We start from the raw sequence: 20,636 nt of genomic DNA, 5'->3' as shown, positions 1-20,636 counted from the left end.
TGGTCAAGGCTCGCATGTCTCGATCAGTCCGAAGGGGTCACAATGCGCCGGTCCCGACCCGCCGTCCTCGGAATGGCTTTGGCCCTCGCCCTCGGCGGTGGCCTCTGGGGTACAGCTCTGGGGCCGCCCGCGGCCACGGCGTCAGCGGTAGCCGCGCCGCGGAGCGTTCCGGCGTCGATGGTGGTCGAACAGGTTGGCGACGACGCGATCATCCAGCACTATGCGCAGCTGGGCGGCGCCGCATCGTTCCTCGGCACGCCCGTCGGCAGCCCCTACGACATCGCCGGGGGCCGCGCCCAGGACTACACCGGCGGAACGATCTACTGGAGCCCCGCCACCGGAGCCCACGAAGTACACGGCTCAATCCGCGGACACTACCTGGAGCTCGGCGGCCCCTCAGGATTCCTCGGTTTCCCCCTCACGGACGAGACCGGCACCCCGGGCGCCGCCGGCCGTTACAACAACTTCGCCGGAGGGACGATGTACTGGAGCCCCGCCACCGGTGCCCACGAAGTACACGGCTCAATCGGCGGGCACTATGCCGAGCTCGGTGGCCCCGCCGGATTCCTCGGCTTCCCCCTCACGGACGAGACCGGCACCCCGGGCGCCGCCGGCCGCTACAACAACTTCGCCGGAGGGTCCATCTACTGGAGCCCCGCCACCGGAGCCCACGAAGTACACGGCTCGATCCGCGGACACTACCTGGAGCTCGGCGGCCCAGCCGGATTCCTCGGCTTCCCCCTCACCGACGAAACCGGCACCCCGGGCGCCGCCGGCCGCTACAACAACTTCGCCGGAGGGTCCATCTACTGGAGCCCCGCCACCGGAGCCCACGAAGTACACGGCTCAATCCGCGGACACTACCTGGAGCTAGGCGGCCCCGCCGGATTCCTCGGCTTCCCCCTCACCGACGAGACCGGAACCCCCGACGGCGTTGGCAGGTTCAATCACTTCGCCGGGGGCTCGATCTACTGGAGCCCCGCCACCGGAGCCCACGAGGTGCATGGAGCCATCCGGGCCCAGTGGGCGGCCCTCGGTTGGGAGCACAGCAGGCTCGGCTACCCGACCAGCGACGAGTATGGCATCACGGGCGGACGACGCAGCGACTTCCAGCACGGTTCGATCCTGTGGCATGAGGCCAGCAGCAGGATTGAGGTCATCCATGCCACTATCCCGGCGGCACTTCTGGGCGTGGACCTCGAGCGCATTCCGACTACGCAGAAGGTTGTCGCACTCACGTTCGACGCCGGCGCCAACGACGCCGGCCTGCGATCGATCCTCAGCACCCTCACGGCCAACGGGGTCCCAGGCACATTTTTCCTCACCGGAAACTGGGTCAACCAGTTCCCCTCCGACCCGGCCCTGATCTACAACGCGGGGAATCGAATCGGCAACCACTCCATGACCCACCCGGACTTCACCACCCTGACCGACGCCCAGATCGCGGCCGAGATCGGCGGCGCGCAGAGGGCCATCGAGGCCGCAGGAGGCGACCCGCTCCCGTTCTTCCGCTTCCCGTTCGGCGCCCGCGATTCGCGCACGACCGCCGACGTCAACGGCGCCGGCTACGCGGCGGTCCGGTGGACCGTCGACACCCTTGGCTGGCAAGGCACTATGAACGGAACGCGAGGCCCGGACTTTATCGTCCAGCGCGTCATGGCTTCCGCGCAGCCCGGTGAGATCGTCCTGATGCACCTCGGCTCGAACCCGGACGACGGCTCAACGCTCGACGCCGCGGCCCTCCCCCAAGTGATCTCCCAGCTCCGGGCTGCAGGCTACGGCTTCGTCACCCTCGACGCCGCCCTCGGCTGACTGGCCGCTGTGCCCGGCGCCGCCCAGGACATCCCCAACCGGACAAATCACCTCCGGCTCCCGGGGTGGGTTGTCCGAATGTTGGTGCGCGGCCAGGAAACACCACGAACCCAAAAAAGCGGAAAGCGCCGGAGAAATTCTCCGGCGCTTTCCGCTTTTTGGTCGGGCTGACAGGATTTGAACCTGCGACCCCTTGACCCCCAGTCAAGTGCGCTACCAAGCTGCGCTACAGCCCGCTGGTTCCGCCGTTCTCCGCTGAACTCAAACCCGAAGATTTTCATCAGCAGTCCGGCCGAACCACCTAGAAGAGCTTACACGATCCGGAGGGGTGCCAGTGACACTTTCCGGTGATCGGCCCAAGGTGTGTCGCAATTAACGCTTCCGGCCACGCTTCTCGCGGACGCGCATGCTCACCTCGATGGGCGTGCCCTCGAATCCGAAGGTCTCGCGCAGGCGCCGCGTAATGAACCGGCGGTACCCGGGATCCAGGAACCCGGTGGTGAACAGCACGAACTTCGGCGGCCGGCTGGAGGCCTGGGTGCCGAAGAGGATACGGGGCTGCTTGCCGCCGCGGACCGGGTGCGGGTGTGCGGCGACCAGCTCGCCCAGGAAGGCGTTGAGGCGCCCGGTCGGGATGCGCCGGTCCCAGTTCTCCAGTGCCAGGTCCAGGGCCGGGACCAGGCGGTCCTTGTGCCAGCCGGTCTTTGCCGAGATGTTGACCCGCGGCGCCCAGTCAACGTGTGCCAGGTCCTGTTCGATTTCGCGCTCGAGGTAGCGGCGGCGTTCGTCGTCGAGCAGGTCCCACTTGTTGAAGGCCAGGACAAGGGCGCGGCCGGACTCGATGGCCAGCTGGAGGATGCGGACGTCCTGTTCGCTGAGGACCTCGTCCACGGCGAGGAGCACGACGGCGACCTCCGCCTTTTCGAGCGCGGCCTGCGTCCGGAGTGAGGCGTAGTAGTCCGCGCCCTGTGCCATGTGCTGGCGGCGACGGATGCCGGCGGTGTCCACGAAGCGCCAGGTGCGGCCGCCGAGTTCGATGAATTCGTCCACGGGATCACGGGTGGTGCCGGCGGTGTTGTCCACCACCACGCGCTCGGATCCGGCGAGCTTGTTCAGCAGCGAGGACTTGCCCACGTTCGGGCGGCCGATCAGGGCGATACGCCGCGGACCGCCGGAGCGTTCCACGCCTTCAACGGTGGAGAACTCGGGCAGGACATCCATGACGTGGTCCAGGAGGTCGGCCACGCCGCGTCCGTGCAGGGCGGACACCGGGTAGGGCTCACCGAAGCCAAGGCCCCACAGTGCTGCGCTGTCGGCTTCCTGGGCAAAGTCGTCCACTTTGTTGGCCACCATGATGACCGGCTTCTTGCTGCGGCGCAGCATCTTCATGACGCCTTCGTCCGTGGCGGTGGCACCGACGGCGGAGTCCACCACGAAGAGGACGGCGTCGGCGAGTTCCACGGCCATCTCGGCCTGCTCAGCGACCCTGGCGTGGATACCGCGGGCGTCGTGCTCCCATCCCCCGGTGTCCACCAGGGTGAAGTTGCGTCCGTTCCAGTTCGCGGAGTACATCACGCGGTCGCGGGTCACGCCCGGAGTATCCTCCACCACCGCTTCGCGGCGGCCCAGGATACGGTTCACCAGGGTGGACTTGCCCACGTTCGGACGTCCGATAATGGCCAGGACGGGGTCCAGCTTGAGGGGACCTTCGAGGTCCTCGTCGCCGTATTCGCCGCTCAGCAGGGCGGCGTCGTCCTCGTCCAGCTCGTAGTCCTCCAGGCCGGCCCGGAGGGAGGCGGCGCGGAGCTCGGCTTCGTCGTCGCCGATCGCCGCCAGGCGCTCTGCAACCTGGTCGGTGCCGGTGGGGGTGTATTCGTCGTCGGCGCCGGGGTGCCCGGAAGCCTGGGTGGTGTCGCTCATTGCACTGTCCTTAGTGGTCATCTGCCGGCGTCCCCGGCTACTGCTGTCAAGTCTTTATGGTCAGCGAAGGGCAGGGGCTGCCCGCTGAGTTGGATGGTGTCCTGGACGTGCCCTGCCAGCGCTGCACGTATGTCCTGCGCGGCCCTGTCCATTGAAGCACGGCCGGTTTCACCGGCCCGGCGGGCCAGGGTCAGGGCTGATCCGAAGCTGACATGGAAGCGCCGCCCGGGCCGTGGAACGAAGTCCAGGTGCTCATCGCCCCGGCGGGTGCCCAGGATGGCTACCGGCACCACGGGGGCTCCGGAATTCAGCGCCAGCCAGGCCACCCCACCGTTGATATCCGCTGCTGCGCCGCTCCCCCGCGTCCCTTCCGGAAGAATCCCAACGCAGCGCCCGGCGTCGAGCACGTCCTTGCAGCGCTGGAGCGCTGCGCGGTCACCGCGGCGGTCCACGGGCAGCTGCCCGGACGCGGTGAGCACGCGGCCAAGGAAACCCTTGAACATCTCCTGCTTCACCAGGATGTGCATCGGCCGCGGCGCGGCGCCAAACATCACCGGCCCGTCAAGGAAGCTGATGTGGTTCCCTGCGAAGATCACCGGTCCGCCGGTGGGGACATTCGTCCTGCCGGTCACGGTGGTCCGGTAGACCAGGTGGTCAAGGATCCAGCCCACCGGCCTGCTCCATGCCGTGGTCAGCCCGGACGGCAGGCCGGCCCCGGCGTCAGTCACGGTTCAGGACCTTGGTAACGATCACGAGGGCGGCATCCACGGTCTGTTCGAAGTCGAGGTCCGAGGAGTCCAGCGTCACCACCCCGGAAGCGGCCTGGGTGAAGTTCACCACGGTGGAGTCCTTGGCATCGCGGTGCGTGACCTGGGTTGCCAGTTGCTCGGCGTTCTGCGTTCCGCCCAGCTGGATGCCGCGCCGGCGCAGGCGGGCTTCCTCGCTGGCAGTGAGGAGCATGCGCACCTCGGCTCCGGGCGCGACGACGGTGGTGATGTCCCTGCCTTCCACCACCATCCGGCGGTGGTGCTTTTCGATGAGGTCCCGCTGCCGCCGGATCAGTTCGGTCCGGGCGCCCAGGGTGGTGGCGACGGCACTGACGGCGGAAGAGATGGCCGGCTCACGGATGGCGTCCGTGACGTCCACGCCGCCCACCCGGACATATTCCTCCAGGGGGCTGGTGCTCAGTTCCAGGACGAAGTCCCTGGATGCCTGCTCCACCGCCGCGCCGTCCTCAAGATCGATGCCCTCGGTCACGCAGTACCAGGTCAGGGCACGGTACATGGCGCCGGTGTCCAGGTAGGCCAGCCGGAGCCTGCGGGCAACTTCCTTGCTCACGCTCGACTTTCCGGAGCCTGAAGGCCCGTCGATGGCAACCACCAGCGGCCGGCCGATGCGCAGGGCGCGCATGGATTCGAGGAGTTCCTGTGTCATTACTGAAGTACCCGCCATCCGCGGTCGTTGAGAGCTTCGATCAAGTGGTCGTGCTTGTTCGGCAACACGGAGATTTCCACCATACCCACGTTTTGGCCCGACGAGTGGTCAAGCCGCATGTCCTCCAGGTTGACACCAATCTCCCCGATCTCGGTGAGCAGCCGGGCGATCTGGCCAGGCTTGTCATCCACCAGGACGGTAAGCCACGCGTAAGCCTGCGGCGGACCGCCGTGTTTCCCGGGGATCCGCGCCTGGCCGGCGTTGCCCTCGCTGATCAGCTGCGCGAGGTCCAGCCGGGCCCCGGGTGCGGTGGGGTTCTCCAGGGTTCCAATCAGCCGGTTCAGGTCTTCCCGGACACCGTAGAGGATCTCCACCACCTTGTCCGCGTTGCCCCCGAGGATCTGGACCCACAGGGTGGGGTCGCTGGCCGCGATCCTGGTGACGTCGCGCAGTCCGTTGCCTGCCAGGGACAGCGCATGCAGCGGAGTTCCCTGCAGCCGGCTGGCCAGCAGCGAGGACATCACCTGGGGCAGGTGCGAGACCAGTGCCACCGCTTCATCGTGTTCGTCCGCCGTGAACTGCGAGACAACGGCCCCCAGGTCCGAGGCGAGCGAGCGGGCCACCTGCAGGGCGGCGCCGGACGTCTCCTCCGAGGGGCAGAGCACCCAGGGCATGGAGGTGAAAAGCTCACCGCGCGCCGCCACCGGGCCGGACTTTTCGCGGCCCGCCATGGGGTGGGTCCCCACGTAGCGGGACAGGTCGACGCCCGATTCCCGCAGCCGGGCCAGGATGTCCGCCTTCACGCTGGCGATATCGATGACCACAGCGTCAGGGTAGCTGGACAGCGCGGCAAGGACGACGTCGGCCGTGACGTCCGGCGGAGCGGCCACCACCACCAGCTGCGGCGCTGTATCGCCCAGTTCCGGCAGCGGGCGGCCGGCACCGATGTCCACGGCCACCGCCTGGTTGGTGGGCGACGGGTCCGAAAGGAACACGGGTACGCCGCGCCCCCGCAGGCCCAGCCCAATGCTGGTGCCCAGCAACCCGGTGCCGATGACCACCACCGGGCCATCCAGGTGGCCGCGGCCCTGGCTTTTGAACGCGGACATGCCTCAGAGCCCTACGGATGCCAGCAGGTGGCCGACTTCCTGCTTGCCCAGGTTGCGGATACTGCCCTGGCGCTGGTCGCCGAGCCCGATGGGGCCCACCTTGACGCGGACCAGCCGCTGGACCGGGAAGCCAACAGCGTCGAAGAGGCGCCGGACAATCCGGTTCTTGCCGGAGTGGAGCACAACCTCAATCAGCACGTGGCCCGGGGTGGAGTCCACCAGGCGGAAGGAGTCAACGGAAGCGAAGCCGTCCTCCAGCTCGACGCCGGCCTTCAACTGGGCGCCGACGCCCTGCGGGAACGGTCCGCGCACCTGCACCAAGTAGGTCTTGGGAACCTCGTAGGACGGGTGGGTGAGCCGGTTGGCGAGTTCGCCGTCGTTGGTCAGCAGCAGCAGGCCTTCGGTGGCGACGTCGAGCCGGCCAACGTGGAAGAGGCGTTCCCCGGTGTTCTTGTTGTTCTTCAGGAAGTCGCTGATGCAGGGCCGGCCCTCGGGGTCCTCCATGGTGGACACCACGCCCTTGGGCTTGTTGAACACCATGTAGACCAGGTTTTCGTCCAGCTGGATCCGCAGCCCGTCAACGTGGATCACGGCAGTCTTGGGGTCTACGCGGACACCCAGTTCGGTGACTACCTGGCCGTCAACTTCGACGCGGCCCTCGGCGATCATCTCTTCGCAAACGCGCCGGGAGGCGACTCCTGCGGAGGCCATCACCTTCTGGAGGCGCACGCCGTCGGCATCGTGGAGTTCGGACTGGGGAACGTTGCCCCGGGGACCCTTCTTCCGTGCGGGCTTGCGGACCGGCCCCAGGTTCTGGCCAAAGCGTTCGCTGCCAAAAGCACGGGAAGCGGCTGCTCCGGGAGCGCCCGTACGCGGCTTTGGCTTGAGCGCACCGGGAGTTCCGGGAGCTTTCCCGGCACCGGGCTTGCGGGCCGCGGGCTTGCGCGACGACGGCTTGGCACCCCTGGCGGCCTCGGCTCCGCGTCCCTGCTGGTCCCCTGCGAGATCGGGGTCAATGAAGCGCTCTTCGCGCGGCTTGGGGGCACGGTGCGGGCGGTCCCCGCCGAATCCCGAGGCACGCTTGCCTGCTCCCCCGCGGGAGCCCCCGCTGAAGCTGCCGCCCTGTGCCGGGTTGCGCTGTGAACTGTTGCGTTCGTTCCCGCCGCGTCCCGAACCGTTACGTGGTGAACCCTGGCGTCCCGCCTGTGTCATGACCCGTCCTTCAAATGTGTTTTGGCCGGCTGAGATGTCCAAGGACAACCTTAGCCAGCCGCGCAGACTTCGTCTGCCCTGATTAATAACCGTGCTGGATGGACTGTTGCGGGCAGGGGTGTCCTGCCTACATCGTCCCGGCGTCGTAGAACTCTGCGATCCCGTCGAGCCCCGGAAGGTGCGGCGACAGTTGGGGCAGGTCCTCCACTGAACTGATTCCCATCCGTTCGAGGAAATACGAGGTAGTCCGGTAAAGGATTGCGCCGGACTCGGGATCTGTTCCCGCGTCCTCGATCAGCCCGCGCTGGGCCAGCGTCCGTACGACAGAGTCAACATTGACCCCGCGAATTGCAGACACGCGCGCCCGGGAAACGGGCTGGCGGTACGCGATGACCGCCAGTGTTTCCAACGCCGCCTGGGTAAGCCTGGCAGTCTGCCCCTCAAGCACGTATTTGCCCACAATGTCGGCAAATTCCGTGCGGGAGTAGATGCGCCAGCCACCGGCGATGTTCCGCAATTCAAAACCCCGGGGACTGGAACCGATGCCAGCGCTGCTGGCACTCTCCACCTCCGGGGCTTTAACAGTATAGCCGTTATAATCGCGCTGCAGTTCTGCCAGCAGGGCGCGGACCGAGTCCACCGTCAGCCCCACCCCTGCCGCCAGCTCTTCTTCCGTTGCCGGCTCGTCCAAGACCATGAGGACGGCTTCCAGGGCAGCCTTGGCGCCACCGGGAAGGTCTGCGAATTCGGAACCGTGCTCGGCGACGTCCTCCCGTTGGGCCTGCTGTTGATGCGTTTCCTGCGACGGGTTCACAGTTGCTCCTCGAATTCTTCGCTTAGGTTTTCCGCCGACCAGTCCCGGCGGTCGGCCGTCCAGTGGACGGCAAGGTCCGCCAGCGGGGAGAGCTGGTCGAACGAGACAGCGCGGTCCCGGAACAACTCCAGCAGGGCCAGGAACCGGGCCACCACCACCAGCGTGGACTCCGCGTCGGCAATCAGTGAACGGAAGGTCAGCGGTGACTCCTGCTGGAGCCTGAGGCCCAGCACTTCGGCCTGCTCCTTGACGCTGACATTGCCGCCGTGCAGGTGGCCGAGGGCAACCTGCGGTGGCTGCGCCGGCACCTTCGGCCGAAGCGCGGCTTCTGCCAGTGCAGCGAACTGCCGGGGCGTATGTTTCCAGACGAGCTCGGGAAGCATGGCTGCGAAATGTTCCTCGAGCGCCACCTGCCGTGGAAAGCGGCGGCCCTCCTGGTGGAGGGTTTCACCCATGATGCCTGCCACCTGCTTGAAGGCCTTGTACTGTAGCAGCCGGGCAAACAGGAGGTCCCGCGCCTCCAGCAGGGCGATGTCCTCGTCGTCCTCGACTTCACCGGCCGGGAGGAGCCGCGCTGCCTTGAGGTCAAGCAGGGTGGCGGCAATCACCAGGAACTCGCTGGCCTCGTCCAGGGCCCATTCTTCACCGAGCTCCTGCAGCCTGCGGATGTACTTGATGAACTCATCAGTGACCGTGGCGATGGCAACTTCGGTGATGTCCAGCTGGTGCTTGGCGATCAGTCCCAGGAGGAGGTCGAACGGACCCGTGAAGTTGGCCAGCCGCACCTCGAAGCCGGGTTTGGATTCGGCCACGGCGTGGTTAGGGTGCGCCGCCGCGGGAGATCAGCTCCTTGGCGAGCCGGCGGTAGGCGTCAGCACCCACATGGTTTCCGGCGTAGCTGGTGATGGGCTCCGCAGCCACGGTGGCATCCGCGAACTTGATGGAGCGCTTGATCACGGTTTCAAAGACCTTGTCCCCGAACGCCTCCACCAGCCGGGTGATCACTTCGCGGCTGTGCAGCGTGCGTGCGTCGTACATGGTGGCCAGCACGCCGTCCACCTGCAGCCGCGGGTTCAGCCTGTCCTGGACCTTGTCGATGGTTTCAACGAGGAGGGCCACGGCGCGGAGCGCGAAGAACTCGCAGATGAGCGGGATGATGACGCCATGGGCCGCGGTGAGGGCGTTGACGGTCAGGAGGCCCAGGGACGGCTGGCAGTCGATGAGGACGACGTCGTAGTCGTCTTCGACCTTCTTCAGCGCACGGTCCAGGACCTGTTCGCGCGCCACCTCGTTCACCAGCTGCACTTCCGCCGCGGAGAGGTCGATGTTGGCCGGCAGCAGGTCGACGTTCTCGACGCCGGTCTGGTGGATGGCGTCGCGGATGTCCACCTTGCGGTCCATCAGGACGTTGTACACGGTGAGGTCGAGTTCGTGCGGGTTCACGCCCAGGCCCGCCGACAGCGCACCCTGGGGGTCGAAGTCCACCAGCAGGACACGCCGGCCGTATTCGGCGAGTGCCGCAGCCAGGTTAATGGTGGAGGTGGTCTTCCCGACGCCGCCCTTCTGGTTGACCATGGCGATGACGCGGGCCGGACCGTGGGAGGACAGCGGCGCGGGTTCCGGGAACTCGCGGTATGGGCGACCCGTGGGGCCCATCACCGCGTTTTCCAGGTCGAATTCCGTGCCCTCCAGAGTTGCTGAACCCTGTTCGCTGCTCACGTATCTGTCCACACTTTCGATGACGGTGATTTCCTGCCGCTGGCTGACCAGCGCCGTTCGTTCTGCTCCCTAGGTTACAGCGCCCGACACGGTATTCGACGGAACTTGACTTTCCGCGAATGTTGAGCCTTGACCCTCTAGCTGAGGTCGAAGGTTGAGCTGCAGGGCAACGCAAAACCGCCCCCGCAGCAGGGCTGCAGGGGCGGTTTTACGTATCCTTTGGGACAGAAGCTAGGCCTTGGCGGCCTCGCGTGCGCCTTCTTCCTTGGGTGCCATCTCGCCGTGGCCGGCGATCATGGTCTGCTCGTCGAAGGGGACTTCGCCGGAGAGGACGCGGGCAACCTGGCCGCCGTCGATCTCCTTGACCCAGGTGCCCACCAGGACCGTGGCCACGGCGTTGCCGGTGAAGTTGGTCAGGGCGCGGGCCTCGGACATGAACCGGTCGATTCCCACAATCATGCCCACGCCGCCCAGCAGCTCGGGACGGTGTGCCTGCAGGCCTGCTGCGAGGGTTGCCAGGCCGGCGCCGGTCACGCCGGCGGCACCCTTGGAGGCGATGATCATGAAGACCAGCAGGGAGATCTGGGCGCCGAGGTCCAGCGGGGTCCCCATGGCGTTGGCCACGAAGAGGGACGCCATGGTCAGGTAGATGGCCGTTCCGTCCAGGTTGAAGGAGTAGCCCGTGGGAACGGTGACGCCCACAACCGGCTTGGAAACGCCGAGGTGTTCCATCTTGGCGATCAGGCGGGGCAGTGCCGCTTCCGAGGAGGAGGTGGAGAAGATGATGAGGTACTCGCGGGCCAGGTACTTCATCAGCTTGAAGATGTTCACGCCGGCAACGACCTGGAGGAGGCCGCCCAGGATGACCACGATGAACAGTGCGCAGGTGATGTAGAAGGCGATCATCAGGGTGAACATGCTCACGATGGCCTGGACGCCGGTTGCACCGACGACGGCGGCGATGGCGCCGAAGGCACCAATCGGAGCGAGCCACATGATCATGATGAGGATGCGGAAGACGAGGCCCTGGGCGTGTCCGATGGCCTTGAGGATGGGGGTCCCCTGCGTGCCCATCTTCTGCAGGGCGAAGCCCACCAGGATGGCGGCCAGCAGGGTGGGCAGGACAGGGATGTCACCCGGGATGATGCCCATCAGGAAGTCCACGGTGCTGTCAGTGGCGGCCTTCTTGTTGGGGTCGTAGGGCGTCAGCTTCAGGCCTTCGCCGGGGTGGATGATGTTGCCCACCACCAGGCCGATGGCCAGCGCGAAGGTGGACATGATGATGAAGTAGCCCAGCGCGAGGCCGCCCACCTTGCCGACGGTGGCTGCCTTGGCGATGGATCCGATGCCCAGGACGATGGTGCAGAAGATGACCGGTGCGATCATCATCTTGATGAGCTTGACGAACCCGTCTCCCAGGGGCTTGAGGGACTTGCCCACCTCCGGGAAGAGCAGGCCAACCACCGCGCCGAGGACGACGGCGGCGATAACGGCAATGTAAAGGTAGTGGGACTTGTCCAGTCCCTTGCGCCGCGGCGTCGCGGTCTCGAGCGACTCTCCTCGTTGAGAAGCCATGATGTGTCTCCTTGTGGATATTCTGATAGACGCTGCGGCGCAGTCTCTGGGCTCAACACGTCCGTGCAATGTGATATCCATCATTGGGCACCCCGTGATCCAGCTCACCGTTGCGTTCATATTGGTCGCGGCACCCCCGGGGTTCTGAAGGAGGCAGGCATGATCCACCGCTGGAGTATCGCCCGCCGGCTCTTCCTGGCGAACCTGCTGATCGTCGTATCCTTCATCGCCATTGTGGGGACTGCGGCCTACGTGGACGCCCGGGACCGTACGTATGACGAAGCGGGGCGCCGCATGGAAGGAGTGGCTGCCTCCATCGCCGCCAATCCCCTGGTGCTCCAGGCCGCTGCCACGCCGGACCCGTCCGCCCTTCTGCAGCCTTACGCCAAGGACGTCACCAGCGCTGCCCACATCGATTTCATCACCATCATGGCTCCTGACCGGACCCGTTGGACGCATCCGCGGGACGAGGAACTGGGCCGCCCGTACATCGGCTCCATCGACGCTGCATTGCAGGGCCGGGCCTTCACCGAAGTCACCGCCGGCACCCTGGGCCCCTCGGTCCGGACCATCGTTCCTGTCAAGGACGCCCAAGGGACCGTGAAGGCGCTGGTGGCGGCGGGTGTAACCGTCCGCAGCGTGGACGTGGCCTTCACCGGCCGCCTGCCGGTCCTGCTCGCCGTCGGCATCGCCCTGCTGGTGGGCGGATCCCTTGCGTCGTGGCTGCTTGGCAGGTATCTGCGACGGGTGACGCGCGGCTGGGGGCCCGAACAACTGGCGCAATTGTTTACCTACTACGAATCAGTCCTGCACTCGGTGCGCGAAGGGCTGATCCTTATCGATGCCAAAAAGCGCGTGGTGATGTACAACGACCAGGCTGCCGAGCTGCTGGGCCTGGCCGAAACAGGCAGCAACGATCCCACGCGGCCCCCATCCCTGGCAGACCTCCCCTTGGACAGCGAGCTGCGCAGCCTGTTCGATTCGGGGCGCACCACCAAGGACGAGATGGTGCTGACCGGCTCCCGCGTGCTGGTGGTCAACCAGGGGCCGGCCCGGGGCCCCGAGTCCCCCGGGTCGCGAGGGAAGGTCCCCGTGTACGGAACAGTGGCCACGCTCAGGGACCGGACGGAAATCGAGGCACTGGGCAACGAACTGCAGACCATGCGGACCCTTTCGGACGCGCTGCGGGCCCAGACCCACGAACACGCCAACCGGCTCCACACCATGGTCTCGCTCCTGGAGCTTGGCCGGACAGGCGAAGCCCTCGATTTCGCCACCCAGGACCTGGCCCTGAGCCAGCAACTGACGGACGACATGGTGAGCTCGATTGATGAACCAGTGGTGGGCGCGCTGGTCATGGGCAAGGTGGCCGAGGCCCACGAGCGCGGCGTCCAACTGGATGTTTCCACCCTCGGATCCGGCGCCGCACCCGGGGTGGCCGTCCAGGACCTGGTGACTATCCTGGGCAACCTGCTGGACAACGCGATTGATGCTGCTGCCGACGCACCGCCTCCGCGGCGGGTGGTGCTGACGCTGGAGGCGGACGAGGAAGGACTGGACATGGCCGTCAACGATTCCGGGGCGGCCATCGACCCTGCGGACTCGGAAAAGATCTTCCGGCATGGATTCAGCACCAAGCCCGCGGGGATGGGGGGCCGGGGCATTGGACTGGCGCTGGTCCGGCAGGCTGTGCAGCGTTTGGGCGGTACGCTGGCCATTAACGGCCGGCGCGGCGCCAAGTTCGAAGTATTCCTGCCTGCGGCGTTGTCCGCGGATAAGGAGCACAGACAGTGAGCAACATCCGGGTCCTCGTCGTCGAAGACGAGGCCATCGCTTCCGCAGCCCATGCCGCGTACGTGGGGCGGCTGGAAGGGTTTGAGCTCGCGGGGACTGCACCCGATGGCCAGTCCGCCCTGCGGCTCCTCAATGAATTCGTGGCTGCGGGAGAGCCGGTGGAACTGGTCCTGCTGGATATGAACCTGCCCGACCTGCACGGCCTGGACATCGCCCGGCGGATGCGCTCCGCCGGGATCCTCGCGGACATCATCGCGATCACCGCCGTGCGCGAGCTGGCAATCGTCCGCAGCGCCGTCGCCATCGGCGTGGTCCAGTACCTGATCAAGCCCTTCACGTTCGCTACGTTCTCGGACAAGCTGGAAAACTACCGCCAGTTCCGGCAGCAGCTGGCGGGTTCCCACGGCGGTCCGGGCAAGGGGGGTGCCTCACAAAGCGAGGTGGACCAGGCTTTTGCTAGCCTCCGTGCACCGTCCGAACTTCCGCTTCCCAAGGGCCTGTCCACCTCGACGCTCGGCTCGGTCCAGGAGTTCCTGCGCCGGCAGCCCGAGGCAGTGTCCGCCACCGAGGTCATGGATGCCCTGGGCATGTCCCGGGTAACTGCGCGGCGCTATCTGGAATACCTTGCCGACGCCGGCACCGTTTCCCGGACCGCCCGCTACGGCACCCCGGGGAGGCCGGAGAACGAGTACCGCTGGAACGCGCGCTGACGCGCCGGGGTCGAACGTGCGGGGGTTGTACGTGCGAAGGCTGGACGCCCCGCCCTGACCGTCAGCGCGCTTCTGCCCCGCCCACCCGAAGGGCGCCGATCAGCTGGTCAATGACCCCGGGATCCTCAATGGTGGAGGGCACCGTGTACTCCTCGCCGTCTGCGATCTGGCGCATGGTCTTGCGGAGGATCTTCCCCGACCGGGTCTTGGGCAGCGCGTCCACCACCGTCACATGCTTGAAGTCCGCAACCGCACCAATGTCCCGCCGGACCAGTGCCACAAGATCCTTGGCCAGGACGTCTTCGGGGATGTCGACGCCGGATTTGAGCACCACGTAGCCGCTGGGGCGCTGGCCCTTGAGGGGGTCGGCGAGGCCGATCACGGCGCACTCGGCAACCGCCGGGTGCTGGCCGATCACCTGCTCCATGGCGCCGGTGGACAGCCGGTGTCCGGCAACATTGATGATGTCGTCGGTGCGGCCCATGACGAACAGGTACCCGTCCTCGTCGCGGTAGCCCGAATCGCCCGTTGCGTAGCACCCCTCGAAGGCTTGCAGGTAGGACGAGATGAAGCGTTCATCGTTTCCCCACAGGGTGGTGAGGGTGCCCGGCGGCAACGGCAGCTCCAGGACGATGTTGCCTTCGGTGCCGGGCTCCACTTCCCCGCCCGCGCCGTCGAGGATCCGCAGCCGGAACCCGGGCATCGGAACGCTCGGGGAGCCGGCTTTGATGGGCAATGGCTCCAGTCCACGCGGATTGGCGCAAATGGCCCAACCTGTCTCGGTCTGCCACCAGTGGTCCACCACGGGCACGCCCAAAACCCGGGATGCCCAATGGAACGTGTCCGTGTCCAGCCGCTCGCCGGCGGCGAACAGCGTCCGCAGGCTGGAGACGTCGTAGTTTTGCAGCAACGATGCCTCCGGATCGGCCTTGCGGATGGCCCGCAGTGCCGTGGGAGCGGTGAACAGCACGTTGACCTTATGGTCCTGGACCACGCGCCAGAACGCCCCGGCGTCGGGAGTGCCCACCGGTTTGCCCTCGTACATCACGGTGGTGGCTCCGGCCAGCAACGGACCATAAACGATGTATGAGTGCCCCACCACCCAGCCAACGTCGGACGCCGTCCACATCACGTCGCCGGGGCCGATGCCGTAAATGTTTTCCAGCGTCCAGCGCAGGGCGACGGCGTGCCCTCCGTTGTCCCGCACCACGCCCTTGGGCGCGCCCGTTGTTCCGGAGGTGTAGAGGATATACAGCGGGTCCGTGGCCTGCACGGCGACAGGGGCCACGGGGTCGGCCGAAGCCATGGCCGAATCCCAGTCCAGCCACCCAGCATGGTCCCCGGCCGCCGACGCGAAGCCGTCGCGCGCCTTGACCACCACGGGAATGCCGGGCGCGCCGGCCAGCCCGAGGGCCTCCGCGACCGCCGGCAGGTATTCGATGCGCCGGGCCGGCTCGATCCCGCCGGAGGCTGTGACCACGGCGGCGGGGGCGGCATCGCGGATGCGCGCGGCGAGCTCCTTGGGCGCGAAGCCGCCAAAGACCACCGAGTGGACCGCGCCCAGCCGGGCAGTGGCCAGCATGGCGATGGCGGCTTCCGGGATCATGGGCATGTAGATCACCACGCGGTCGCCCTTGCCAACGCCGTGGCGCCGCAGCACGCCGGCAAAGCGGGCCACGAGGTCCGTCAGTTCCGCGTAGGTGTAGCGCTGCTGTGTACCCAGCATGGCGGAGTCATGGATGAGGGCATCCTGCCCTCCGCGGCCCTCGGCGACGTGCCGGTCCAGCGCGTTGTAGCAGGTATTCAGGGCGCCGTCGGGGAACCAGCTGTAAAGCGGTGCCCGGCTGGAGTCCAGGGCCCGGCCTGGCGGAGAGGTCCAGGAAATCTTTTGCGCTGCCTCCAGCCAAAAATCTTCGGGCTGTTCGAGGCTGCGCTGGTAGCTGTCCCGGTAGCTTTTGGTGACCATGAGGGGTATCCCGTCCACGACGTTGTGATGCAGCTCATGGTAGCGGGCAGAGTGTGCCAGCCACAAGGGCTGTGTATACAAACTTTTGCTCGAGTCCAAAGATTTGCCCGTTTTGCTGTTATCTGCTGCCGCTTGTGTATACACTGATGCTGTCACCGAGGAAGGAGAGCAGCATGCGCGCCAGCGACAAGGCCTACGCGGCCCTGCGGGACGACATCATCGAATGGCGCCTCGCTCCCGGTACCGTCCTGGCCGAGGTGGAACAGTCCGAACGCCTTGGTGTGTCGCGCACGCCCCTCCGCGAAGCACTTGGCCGCCTGACGGCGGAAGGGCTGACGACGGCGGGCGGCCGCGGCGTCGTGGTCACCGACATCTCCCTCGAGGACATCGACGAACTGTTCGAACTGCGCGAAACCCTTGAGGGCAAGGCCGCCGCCCTGGCCGCCCGGCGCGGTGACGCTGCCACGTTCGAGCACCTGCAGCGCGAACTGCTCAATGCCCCCGCGCTGATCAGCGGCGGGGACCCCGCCCTGCATGACTATTACGAACTGGTGGGCAGGCTGGACACAGCCATCGACGCCGCCATCTCCAACTCCTACCTGGCCCAGGCCATGCGAAGCCTGCGCGTGCACCTGGTCCGGATCCGCCGGCTCGCAGCGGACGACGCCCGCCGCCTCACCGCCGCAGCAGCCGAACACGCCGCCATCGCCGAGGCCATCGCGGCAGGCAACCCGAAGCTCGCCGAGGCGGCGACGATCGTCCACCTGCACCGAAGCCTCTCCCACGTCAAAGCAATCCACGCATCCCATCCGAAGGAGCACCATGGTTAAGGAACACCACGTCCGCGTCTACAAGAGCGAAGAGAACCTGCCCCGCGAGGACCAGCTCGCCTACAAGATCGCCCAGGTCGCCGCCGATCCCGTGGCCGTCTCCGACGAAGTCACTGACATGGTCATCAACCGCGTCATCGACAACGCCTCGGTGGCCATTGCTTCCCTTAACCGCGCCCCGATCGTCGCAGCCCGGGCCCAGGCGCTCACCCATGGCCCCAGCACCGGCGGCAAGGGCTCCAAGGTCTTCGGCATCGAGGAACGGGTTGCACCGGAATGGGCTGCCTGGGCCAACGGCGTGGCTGTACGGGAACTCGACTACCACGACACGTTCCTCGCCGCCGACTACTCCCACCCCGGTGACAACATTCCCCCGATCCTCGCCGTGGCCCAGCACGTTGGGGCCAGCGGGCACGCCCTCATCCGCGGCATCGCCACCGGCTATGAGATCCAGGTCAACCTGGTCAAGGCCATCTGCCTGCACAAGCACAAGATCGACCACGTAGCCCACTTGGGTCCCTCGGCCGCCGCCGGCATCGGCACCCTGCTGGGCCTCGACGTCGAGACCATTTTCCAGTCGGTCGGGCAGGCACTGCACACCACCACCGCAACCCGGCAGTCCCGCAAGGGCGAGATCTCCACCTGGAAGGCCCATGCCCCGGCGTTTGCCGGCAAGATGGCCATCGAGTCCGCGGACCGGGCCATGCGCGGCCAGACCTCACCCGTGCCGATCTACGAAGGCGAAGACGGCGTCATCGCCTGGATGCTTGACGGTCCGGATGCGTCCTACATGGTCCCGCTCCCCACTCCGGGCGAAGCCAAGCGTGCCATCCTGGACACATACACCAAGGAACACTCCGCCGAATACCAGGCGCAGGCCTGGATCGACCTGGCCCGCAAGCTCCACCGGGAACACCCCGAGGTGACCGACCCGGCCAACGTCGAATCCGTGCTGATCAAGACCAGCCACCACACCCACTACGTGATCGGCTCCGGCGCCAACGACCCCCAAAAGTACAGCCCCACCGCCAGCCGGGAAACCCTGGACCACTCCATCCCCTACATCTTCACGGTCGCCCTGCAGGACGGCGCCTGGCACCACGTGGACTCCTACGCCCCGGCCCGCGCCGCACGCCCGGACACCGTGGAGCTGTGGCACAAGGTCACCACGGTGGAGGATCCGGAATGGACCCGCCGCTACCACTCCCTCGACATTGCCGAGAAGGCTTTCGGCGGCTCGGTGGAGATCACGCTCAAGGACGGTACCGTCATCACCGACCAGATCGCCGTCGCCGACGCCCACCCCCTCGGCGCCCGGCCGTTCGCCCGCGAGCAGTACGTCAACAAGTTCCGCACCCTCGCCGCGGGGCTGGTGGAGGAAGCCGAGATCGAAAGGTTCCTGGCCGCCGTCGAACGCCTCCCCGAGCTCGCCGCCGGTGAGCTGGACCAGCTCAACATCACCGCCGCCCCCGGCGTCATCGACCTGGCGGCGGCACCGAAGGGACTCTTCTGATGCTGTATTCGAAGACCACCCCGGAGCAGAAGCGGATCCGGTTCCGGGAGCTGCTGTCTTCCGGGACCATCCAGCAGTTCCCGGGCGCATTCAACCCGCTGTCCGCCCGGCTGATCGAGGAGAAGGGTTTCGCCGGCGTCTACATCTCCGGCGCCGTCCTGGCGAACGACCTGGGCCTGCCGGACATCGGCCTGACCACGCTGACCGAGGTGGCCACCCGGGCGGGGCAGATCGCCCGCATGACGGACCTGCCCTCGATCGTCGACGCCGACACCGGCTTCGGTGAACCGATGAACGTGGCCCGCACCGTGCAGGAGCTGGAGAACGCCGGCCTGGCCGGATGCCACATCGAAGACCAGTTCAACCCCAAGCGCTGCGGCCATCTGGACGGCAAGAACGTGGTCGACCTGGACACCGCCACCAAGCGGATCAGGGCCGCCGCCGACGCCCGCCGCGACCCAAACTTCCTCATCATGGCCCGCACCGACATCCGGGCCACCGATGGGCTGGAGGCGGCGCAGCAGCGAGCCAAAGCCCTGGTTGAAGCCGGCGCGGATGCAATCTTCCCCGAGGCCATGAAGGACCTGGGCGAGTTCAAGGCCATCCGGGACGCGGTGGACGTGCCGATCCTGGCCAACATGACCGAGTTCGGCAAGAGCGCACTCTTCACCGTGGATGAACTGGCGGGCGTGGGCGTCAACATGGTCATCTACCCGGTGACGCTGCTCCGTAGTGCCATGGGCGCTGCTGAGCGTACTCTGGAATCGATCAAATCCGACGGCACCCAGGAGGCACAGGTTCCAAGCATGCTGACCCGTGCCCGGCTCTACGACCTCGTTGACTATGAGGCCTACAACCACTTTGACACCGGGGTGTTCAATTTCCGGATCCCCGGAAGCTGACATCCCGCCCGCACACCACGCCGGACGCCGGCATCTGCCGGACAGTGCCTTTGGAGCAAGGCCTTGGGAACACCGGCTTCAGGAACACAGGCTTTAGGAACAAAGGAGTTTCAGCATGGCTGAAAATGAGATCAAAAAGGGCCTCGCCGGCGTCGTGGTGGACTACACCGCCGTCTCCAAGGTCAACCCTGACACCAACTCCCTGCTCTACCGCGGCTACCCCGTCCAGGAACTGGCCGCCCGGTGCAGCTTTGAGGAAGTGGCCTACCTGCTCTGGAACGGCGAACTGCCCACCAAAGAGCAGCTGGCGGAGTTCACCGCGCGGGAACGCGCCGGACGTGCCCTTGACCCGGTGGTCAAGCAGGTCATTGACGCCTTGCCGGTGACCTCGCACCCGATGGATGTCTGCCGGACGGCGGCCTCCGTGATGGGTGCCAGGCACCCGTTGGCCGAGGACTCCTCGCGGCAGGCCAACATGGCCAAGGCCGTGGACCTGTTCGCCGCCATGCCGGCCGTCGTGGCCTATGACCAGCGCCGCCGCCACGGCCAGGACGTCATTGAGCCTCGTGAGGACCTGGGCTATTCGGCGAACTTCCTGTGGATGGCCTTCGGGGAGGAACAGGTGCCCGAGGTGGTGGAGGCCTTCAACGTCTCGATGATCCTCTATGCCGAGCACTCCTTCAACGCGTCCACCTTCACGGCCCGGGTGATCACCTCGACGCTGTCGGACCTGCATTCGGCAGTGACCGGAGCGATTGGCGCACTCAAGGGTCCATTGCATGGCGGCGCGAACGAAGCCGTGATGCACACCTTCGACGAGATCGGCATCCGGCAGGAAGAGTCCCTCGAGGAAGCAGCGGCACGGGCGAAGGCCTGGATGGAGGACGCCCTGGCGCAGAAGAAGAAGGTCATGGGGTTCGGCCACCGCGTCTACAAGCACGGCGATTCCCGGGTTCCCACCATGAAGGCGGCCCTGGACAAGATGATCGCCCACTACGGCCGTCCCGAGCTGCTGGGACTCTACAACGGCCTGGAAACGGCGATGGACGAGGCGAAGGCCATCAAGCCGAACCTGGACTACCCTGCCGGGCCCACGTACCACCTGATGGGCTTCGATACGCCCACGTTCACGCCCCTGTTCGTGGCCAGCCGGATCACTGGCTGGACTGCGCACATCATGGAGCAGCTGGACGCCAACTCGCTGATCCGGCCCCTGAGCGAATACAACGGGGTGGAGGAACGGCACCTGCCCTAGCGTTTGGCAGGAACGTGCGACGGCGGGGGGCACTGCGGTGCCTGACCCGCCGTCGGTTTTTAACAACCAGG

Annotated in this window: 16 protein-coding genes, 1 tRNA gene and 1 pseudogene; 7 read left to right on the top strand and 11 right to left on the bottom strand. The window is 66.7% G+C overall.

Features of this window, described 5'->3' with window-relative positions; all coding sequences use genetic code 11:
• Window positions 1–42 precede the first annotated feature (42 nt).
• On the top strand, window positions 43–1,812 hold the full coding sequence (locus VIK36_RS08215; protein WP_324644742.1) for a polysaccharide deacetylase family protein: 1,770 nt from the start codon (window positions 43–45) through the stop codon (window positions 1,810–1,812).
• Window positions 1,813–1,971: 159 nt separating this feature from the next.
• On the opposite strand, the gene VIK36_RS08210 is transcribed toward VIK36_RS08215, so the two are convergent.
• From VIK36_RS08210 to VIK36_RS08165, 10 genes and pseudogenes are all read right to left on the bottom strand, one after another.
• A tRNA-Pro gene (locus VIK36_RS08210) sits at window positions 1,972–2,048 on the bottom strand.
• 136 nt (window positions 2,049–2,184) lie between these two features.
• Window positions 2,185–3,732: a ribosome biogenesis GTPase Der gene (gene der / locus VIK36_RS08205; protein ID WP_255175112.1), complete on the bottom strand. Its 1,548-nt coding sequence runs from the start codon at window positions 3,730–3,732 to the stop codon at window positions 2,185–2,187.
• A gap of 10 nt (window positions 3,733–3,742) precedes the next feature.
• A pseudogene (locus tag VIK36_RS08200) lies at window positions 3,743–4,460 on the bottom strand (lysophospholipid acyltransferase family protein).
• Window positions 4,453–5,166 (bottom strand): (d)CMP kinase, encoded by a 714-nt coding sequence (gene cmk / locus VIK36_RS08195; protein ID WP_324644740.1) that lies wholly within the window; start codon window positions 5,164–5,166, stop codon window positions 4,453–4,455. Before cmk ends, VIK36_RS08200 begins: the two are co-directional and overlap by 8 nt.
• Window positions 5,166–6,275, bottom strand: coding sequence for a prephenate dehydrogenase (locus VIK36_RS08190; protein WP_324644739.1), 1,110 nt, complete (start codon window positions 6,273–6,275; stop codon window positions 5,166–5,168). The genes cmk and VIK36_RS08190 overlap by 1 nt, the downstream gene beginning before the upstream one ends.
• A 3-nt stretch (window positions 6,276–6,278) precedes the next feature.
• The gene (locus tag VIK36_RS08185) at window positions 6,279–7,487 is read right to left on the bottom strand and encodes a pseudouridine synthase (RefSeq protein ID WP_324644738.1); all 1,209 of its coding nucleotides are present in this window, start codon (window positions 7,485–7,487) and stop codon (window positions 6,279–6,281) included.
• A gap of 127 nt (window positions 7,488–7,614) precedes the next feature.
• A complete protein-coding gene (gene scpB / locus VIK36_RS08180; RefSeq protein ID WP_255175107.1) occupies window positions 7,615–8,301 on the bottom strand; it encodes an SMC-Scp complex subunit ScpB in 687 nt (228 codons plus the stop codon).
• Window positions 8,298–9,113: a segregation and condensation protein A gene (locus VIK36_RS08175; protein ID WP_255175106.1), complete on the bottom strand. Its 816-nt coding sequence runs from the start codon at window positions 9,111–9,113 to the stop codon at window positions 8,298–8,300. Before VIK36_RS08175 ends, scpB begins: the two co-directional genes overlap by 4 nt.
• Before the next feature lie 7 nt (window positions 9,114–9,120).
• Entirely contained in the window at window positions 9,121–10,020 is a 900-nt protein-coding gene (locus VIK36_RS08170; protein ID WP_079597205.1) for a ParA family protein, read from the bottom strand.
• A gap of 231 nt (window positions 10,021–10,251) precedes the next feature.
• Window positions 10,252–11,595 (bottom strand): cation:dicarboxylate symporter family transporter, encoded by a 1,344-nt coding sequence (locus VIK36_RS08165; RefSeq protein WP_255175104.1) that lies wholly within the window; start codon window positions 11,593–11,595, stop codon window positions 10,252–10,254.
• Between the two features lie 159 nt (window positions 11,596–11,754).
• Here VIK36_RS08165 and VIK36_RS08160 point away from each other — a divergent pair, with 159 nt between their 5' ends.
• Both VIK36_RS08160 and VIK36_RS08155 read left to right on the top strand, forming a co-directional pair.
• Window positions 11,755–13,389, top strand: coding sequence for a sensor histidine kinase (locus VIK36_RS08160; protein WP_324644737.1), 1,635 nt, complete (start codon window positions 11,755–11,757; stop codon window positions 13,387–13,389).
• Complete coding sequence (locus VIK36_RS08155) at window positions 13,386–14,099, top strand: response regulator (RefSeq protein ID WP_255175102.1); 714 nt, start codon at window positions 13,386–13,388, stop codon at window positions 14,097–14,099. Before VIK36_RS08160 ends, VIK36_RS08155 begins: the two co-directional genes overlap by 4 nt.
• Window positions 14,100–14,160: 61 nt before the next feature.
• Here VIK36_RS08155 and VIK36_RS08150 read toward each other — a convergent pair whose 3' ends face one another.
• The gene (locus VIK36_RS08150) at window positions 14,161–16,065 is read right to left on the bottom strand and encodes a propionyl-CoA synthetase (protein WP_324645252.1); all 1,905 of its coding nucleotides are present in this window, start codon (window positions 16,063–16,065) and stop codon (window positions 14,161–14,163) included.
• Between the two features lie 173 nt (window positions 16,066–16,238).
• Here VIK36_RS08150 and VIK36_RS08145 point away from each other — a divergent pair, with 173 nt between their 5' ends.
• The 4 genes from VIK36_RS08145 to VIK36_RS08130 all read left to right on the top strand — a co-directional run bounded on the left by VIK36_RS08145 (window position 16,239) and on the right by VIK36_RS08130 (window position 20,565).
• Window positions 16,239–16,895 carry a GntR family transcriptional regulator gene (locus tag VIK36_RS08145; RefSeq protein ID WP_255175101.1) on the top strand — a complete coding sequence of 219 codons (657 nt, stop codon included), beginning with the start codon at window positions 16,239–16,241 and terminating at the stop codon, window positions 16,893–16,895.
• Window positions 16,888–18,408, top strand: a complete 1,521-nt coding sequence (locus VIK36_RS08140; protein WP_255175100.1) for an MmgE/PrpD family protein — start codon at window positions 16,888–16,890, stop codon at window positions 18,406–18,408. The genes VIK36_RS08145 and VIK36_RS08140 overlap by 8 nt, the downstream gene beginning before the upstream one ends.
• The gene (gene prpB, locus VIK36_RS08135) at window positions 18,408–19,310 is read left to right on the top strand and encodes a methylisocitrate lyase (protein WP_255175099.1); all 903 of its coding nucleotides are present in this window, start codon (window positions 18,408–18,410) and stop codon (window positions 19,308–19,310) included. The genes VIK36_RS08140 and prpB overlap by 1 nt, the downstream gene beginning before the upstream one ends.
• Before the next feature lie 115 nt (window positions 19,311–19,425).
• Window positions 19,426–20,565 carry a bifunctional 2-methylcitrate synthase/citrate synthase gene (locus VIK36_RS08130; protein ID WP_324644736.1) on the top strand — a complete coding sequence of 380 codons (1,140 nt, stop codon included), beginning with the start codon at window positions 19,426–19,428 and terminating at the stop codon, window positions 20,563–20,565.
• Window positions 20,566–20,636 lie beyond the last annotated feature (71 nt).

Source organism: Pseudarthrobacter sp. LT1, from assembly GCF_035621795.1.
Lineage (GTDB): Bacteria > Actinomycetota > Actinomycetes > Actinomycetales > Micrococcaceae > Arthrobacter.
Note: the sequence above shows the minus strand (reverse complement) of the source record. Positions and strands in the feature narration are given on the sequence as shown.

Excerpts from the sequence above, each read along its gene's own strand:
- VIK36_RS08185 (WP_324644738.1), bottom strand. The coding sequence starts at position 7,487 with ATGACACAGGCGGGACGCCAGGGTTCACCACGTAACGGTTCGGGACGC.
- VIK36_RS08150 (WP_324645252.1), bottom strand. The coding sequence starts at position 16,065 with ATGGTCACCAAAAGCTACCGGGACAGCTACCAGCGCAGCCTCGAACAG.
- VIK36_RS08145 (WP_255175101.1), top strand. The coding sequence starts at position 16,239 with ATGCGCGCCAGCGACAAGGCCTACGCGGCCCTGCGGGACGACATCATC.
- cmk (WP_324644740.1), bottom strand. The coding sequence starts at position 5,166 with ATGACACAGGAACTCCTCGAATCCATGCGCGCCCTGCGCATCGGCCGG.
- VIK36_RS08215 (WP_324644742.1), top strand. The coding sequence starts at position 43 with ATGCGCCGGTCCCGACCCGCCGTCCTCGGAATGGCTTTGGCCCTCGCC.
- prpB (WP_255175099.1), top strand. The coding sequence starts at position 18,408 with ATGCTGTATTCGAAGACCACCCCGGAGCAGAAGCGGATCCGGTTCCGG.
- VIK36_RS08190 (WP_324644739.1), bottom strand. The coding sequence starts at position 6,275 with ATGTCCGCGTTCAAAAGCCAGGGCCGCGGCCACCTGGATGGCCCGGTG.
- VIK36_RS08165 (WP_255175104.1), bottom strand. The coding sequence starts at position 11,595 with ATGGCTTCTCAACGAGGAGAGTCGCTCGAGACCGCGACGCCGCGGCGC.
- VIK36_RS08130 (WP_324644736.1), top strand. The coding sequence starts at position 19,426 with ATGGCTGAAAATGAGATCAAAAAGGGCCTCGCCGGCGTCGTGGTGGAC.
- VIK36_RS08160 (WP_324644737.1), top strand. The coding sequence starts at position 11,755 with ATGATCCACCGCTGGAGTATCGCCCGCCGGCTCTTCCTGGCGAACCTG.
- VIK36_RS08140 (WP_255175100.1), top strand. The coding sequence starts at position 16,888 with ATGGTTAAGGAACACCACGTCCGCGTCTACAAGAGCGAAGAGAACCTG.
- der (WP_255175112.1), bottom strand. The coding sequence starts at position 3,732 with ATGAGCGACACCACCCAGGCTTCCGGGCACCCCGGCGCCGACGACGAA.